A 4,169-nucleotide genomic window follows, 5' to 3' on the forward strand; every position below is an offset into this window, starting at 1 on the left:
GAGACCATGCCCGAGGTGGTGTGCATCTGCCGCACCACCTCGGGCATGGTCTCCAGCGCCGCGTCCGGCGGGCGGATCACGATGTCCACCCCTTCGCCGAGCACGTTCAGCTCCGAGTCGGTGACCAGGGCGGCCACCTCGATGAGTGCGTCGTCCGTCAGCGAGAGCCCGGTCATCTCGCAGTCGATCCACACCATGCGGTCGTTCATACGCCTTACCCTACGGGGCGCTCCGCTGGCCGGGCAGACTCGGACGGCCCGGACCTGTCGCATACATGTCGGAGCCCGGTTTCCCGTGCTCCTGCACCGCCGCCGACGTGGCCGTCTGGCCCGGTACACCGGCGGCAGCCGCCGCCCGTCTGGCGTGCGGTGAGGCCTGGGCCGGTACGACCGACTCCATGACCCCCGGCGCCATCGGCTCGCCCTGCGGGCGCCTGGCCCGGTAGGCGGACCGGTAGGCCGCGGGGGAGGAGCCGAGCTGGCGCCGGAAGTGGCCGCGCAGCGCCACCGGTGAGCGGAAGCCGCAGCGGCCGGCGACCTCGTCGACGGAGTAGTCGGAGGTCTCCAGCAGCCGCTGTGCCTGAAGCACCCGCTGGGTGATCAGCCACTGGAGCGGCGCGCTTCCGGTCAGCGAGCGGAACCGCCGGTCGAACGTACGGCGGCTCATGTACGCGCGGGCCGCGAGCGTCTCCACGTCGAACTGCTCGTGCAGATGCTCCAGCGCCCAGGCCACGACCTCGGCGAGCGGGTCGGAGCCGATCTCTTCTGGTAAAGACCTGTCCAGATAGCGTTCCTGACCGCCACTTCGTCGCGGAGGTACGACCAGTCTGCGCGCGAGCGCGCCCGCGGCCTCCGCACCGTGATCCGTGCGGACTATATGCAGACACAGATCGATTCCGGCCGCCGTACCCGCCGATGTCAGCACATCGCCGTCGTCGACGAACAGTTCACGCGGATCCACATGCACGGACGGATAGCGCTTGGCGAGCGTCGGCGCGTACATCCAGTGTGTGGTGGCCGGGCGGCCGTCCAGCAGACCGGCCGCGGCGAGCACGAACGCGCCGGTGCACAGACCGACGATTCTCGCGCCCTCCTCATGCGCCCGGCGCAGCGCGTCCAGCGCTTCCGGTGGTGGCGGTGATGTGATCGACCGCCATGCCGGCACGACCACGGTGCCCGCCCTGCTGATCGCCTCCAGGCCGTACGGCGCGCTGAGTTCGAGCCCGCCGGTGGTGCGCAGCGGTCCGTCCTCCCCGGCACACACAAGCAGGCGGTAGCGGGGAACCCCGGCGTCCTGGCGGTCGATTCCGAACACCGAGAGCGGAATTGAGCTCTCGAAGATGGGGCCACCGCTGAAGAGCAGCACGGCGACGACTTCTCGTCGGCGACGCCCGGAAAGCTTCCGTGCTGACTCCGGTGCGGCAATGGAGTCCTGGCTCATGGCGCTAAGCCCCCCTCGGTGTTCGCGTCTCCCCGTTCTTGTCGGGCCTCTCGCTCCTGCACGATTCCCCTCGGTTTTGCACGGGTCCCCAGCCTTCGATACTCATGATCGAATCTACTGTGTCCCGTGGTGCCGGCGTGACAAGTTCTCCATCCGGCGCTATGTCGACAAGGCAACTTGGCGCGAAGCATTCGATCACGAAGCGTTCCACTCGGGAGCCGAGAGTGGAAGTGGGCCTCACGTGCATGGCCCGTCCCCGTAGGGTGCGGAGGACTGGGTCGGTCCTTTCTTCCCTGGTGGCAAGGGGGTTGGCAGGCCATTTCCCCAGGGGTTCTCTCCCAGTGTGAAGTTGGCCGAAAAGCGATGGGTGCGTCTGTGCGAAGCTTTCAATCTCCCGGCGCACTACCTTCACGCTCGCATGCGCTTCGGCGCGCCCCCCGACCGCCCGAGGACCGTCGGCTTCCGGACGTTCCGTACGTTCCGTACATCCTTACCTCGTTCCTCGTCGTCCCGCGCGCTCTTCCTCTCGCGCCCGCCCGGTCCTCCGCGCCCGCTTCCGTTCTCCCGCCCGCGCCCTTCGGCGGCCGTTCCCCCATCTTCGCCTCCGCCGCCCGCGGTTGGACGGCGGGGCGCTCGGAACGGCGCAGCAGCAGCCGGCAGACGGCGGTCACCGCGGCGAGGCCGAGCGTCGTGGCGATCGTGCCGCCGAAGGACGCTCCGTACACGGCGAGGACCACCGGGACCAGCAGACAGCTCAACGACGCCCAGCGGACCACCTCGCCCGCCGGATCCCCCGACGGCGCCCGCGCGGTGTCCGCGGCGGGCTCCCGGCACGGCTCCCCGTACGGGGCGCGGGACCGCTCCGTACGGCTCCCCGCCGCCGGGTGCCGCGGCGGCCCGGCGGCCGGCTCCACGGGCCGGTCCGCGGGCGATCGCGCACCGGACACGGTGAGTCGGCCGCCCGCCGGTTCCGCCCCGGCCGTCGCCGAGGCCGCGCGAAGCGTCTCACGCGCGCCTTGGCGTGGAGCGTCCGGAGTGGCCTGAGCGGTCGGTGATGCGGGCACGGGTGCTCCCTCGAAGTGACGATATGACCGATGGCCAACGAGGAGCGGAGCCCTCCGGTCACTCCTCGGACAACTGTAGGGGCCATCCGGCATTGCGATCCCGGGCGGCCTCGTGCATGCTCCCTGGAACGCCGCGTGTGGGGCGGCGGGCTTTGGGCATGAGAAGAGTGTCGCCGTACCCTTATGGGTACGGATTGGGAAGATGATTCCCGGACACGGCACCGCCCACCACGACACCCGCCACGACCATTGTTGTCCCTTCCCAAGAGGACCTCTTTAGCCGAGACGCCATGGCTGGTCACGAAATCCCCGAACCCGCAGACCGCAAGCGCGTGGCCGACCCCCTGTCGGACCTGCGAGCGGCGGAACAGACAGACGCCTCCTGCGATCCCGCCTTCCGGCACGGAGTGGTCGTCGGCTTCGACGGCTCGACCTCCAGCGAGCGGGCACTCGCGTACGCCATCGGCATGGCCAAACGGCTGGGCTCCGGCCTGATCATCGTCCATGTCGCCAACCGGCTCCCGACCACGGTCTGGGCGGGCTGCGAACCGCCGGTCTTCGTGGACGTGCCGGACCACCGCACCGAGGTGCTCGGACTCGAACTGGCCTGCGCGGACTATCTCGCCGAGGTGCCGTGGATCCTGGTCGAGCGCGGCGGTGACATCTGCCACGAGCTGGAAGAGGTGGGCGAGGAGTATTCGGCGGACGCGATCGTCGTCGGCTCCACGCACGGCATCGTCGGGCGGATCTTCGGCTCGGTGGCGGGGCGGCTCGCGCGGCGCGCGCAGCGGCCCGTCGTGGTGATTCCCTGACGCCCGGGCCCGATTTCCCGACGCCCGGCCACGATTCCCCGACGCTCGGCCCGGTCCGGCGCGCCCCGGGGCGGTCCGACCCCGGCATGGTTTCGCCGCCGCACTTCACACTATCTGAGTAAGTGTCAACTCCCTTGCGCCCAACGTGAATTTACTCACGCGTGGAGGTGCATCGTGCGCTTGTGAAGGGTACATAACGGTCGCTGGGACACAGCACACCCGCACATCATGAAGGGAGCCCGCCGTGGACAACGACGTCTCTGCGGGAAGCACCACCTCGACTTCGGTTCTCGGCCATCTCGCGCTCGGACTCACCCTGCTTGCCTTCGGCATCGGCCACACCGCCGTCATCGACGGAGCGACGGCGGCCGACGCCGTCCCGCTCGCGCTGTACGTCGGCGGTGTCGCGCTCTTCCTCGCCGGACTGCTCGAATTCCGGTCGGGCCACTCATTCACCGGTACGGCCTTCGCGGGCCTCGGAGCCTTCTGGTTCACCTGGGGGACGGGCGCCGGCGATCGGATCTCCGCCGACGCGGCCGGCCTCTTCCTCCTCCTGTGGGCGCTGCTGGCGCTCAGCCTCACCCTGGGCGCGGCGGACGCGGGGCCGCTGTTCCAGGGCACGTACGGACTGCTCACCGTCGCACTGCTGCTGCTCGCCGTCGGGCAGTTCGCCGACAGCACGGGGCTCGCGAAGATAGGCGGCTGGGTCGCCGCCGTGGCGGGGCTCGCCGCCTGGTACGGAGCGACGGCCGCGCTCGCCAAGTGGCCGGCCGCACTGCCGCGCCGTCGTGCTGCCGGCCGGGGGGTGACGGCCACCGGCTGAGGCAGCCGCGGGCCGGTGCCCGGGCAGCGC

5 protein-coding genes are annotated in these 4,169 nt (G+C 70.4%); 3 read left to right on the forward strand and 2 right to left on the reverse strand.

The window, feature by feature from the left end; all coding sequences use genetic code 11:
* Both BFF77_RS30400 and BFF77_RS30405 read right to left on the reverse strand, forming a co-directional pair.
* The coding region (locus tag BFF77_RS30400) for an exonuclease domain-containing protein (RefSeq protein ID WP_281196653.1) at positions 1–209 on the reverse strand (209 nt) is incomplete at its 3' end.
* 10 nt (positions 210–219) lie between these two features.
* A complete protein-coding gene (locus BFF77_RS30405) occupies positions 220–1,440 on the reverse strand; it encodes a GlxA family transcriptional regulator (RefSeq protein WP_066956435.1) in 1,221 nt (406 codons plus the stop codon).
* Between the two features lie 690 nt (positions 1,441–2,130).
* Between BFF77_RS30405 and BFF77_RS36045 the strand changes: the two genes are divergently transcribed.
* The 3 genes from BFF77_RS36045 (at position 2,131) to BFF77_RS30420 (ending at position 4,139) form a co-directional block, all read left to right on the forward strand.
* Entirely contained in the window at positions 2,131–2,484 is a 354-nt protein-coding gene (locus BFF77_RS36045) for a hypothetical protein (RefSeq protein ID WP_066956438.1), read from the forward strand.
* Between the two features lie 310 nt (positions 2,485–2,794).
* Positions 2,795–3,316, forward strand: coding sequence for a universal stress protein (locus BFF77_RS30415; RefSeq protein ID WP_066956441.1), 522 nt, complete (start codon positions 2,795–2,797; stop codon positions 3,314–3,316).
* Positions 3,317–3,560: 244 nt separating this feature from the next.
* Positions 3,561–4,139 (forward strand): acetate uptake transporter, encoded by a 579-nt coding sequence (locus BFF77_RS30420; protein WP_066956444.1) that lies wholly within the window; start codon positions 3,561–3,563, stop codon positions 4,137–4,139.
* Positions 4,140–4,169 lie beyond the last annotated feature (30 nt).

It is taken from the genome of Streptomyces lushanensis, from assembly GCF_001700515.1.
In the GTDB taxonomy this organism is placed as follows: Bacteria; Actinomycetota; Actinomycetes; order Streptomycetales; family Streptomycetaceae; genus Streptomyces; species Streptomyces lushanensis.

Bases quoted from the DNA above. Each gene is read 5' to 3' on its own strand.
- BFF77_RS30415 (WP_066956441.1), top strand. From the start codon at position 2,795: ATGGCTGGTCACGAAATCCCCGAACCCGCAGACCGCAAGCGCGTGGCC.
- BFF77_RS30405 (WP_066956435.1), bottom strand. From the start codon at position 1,440: ATGAGCCAGGACTCCATTGCCGCACCGGAGTCAGCACGGAAGCTTTCC.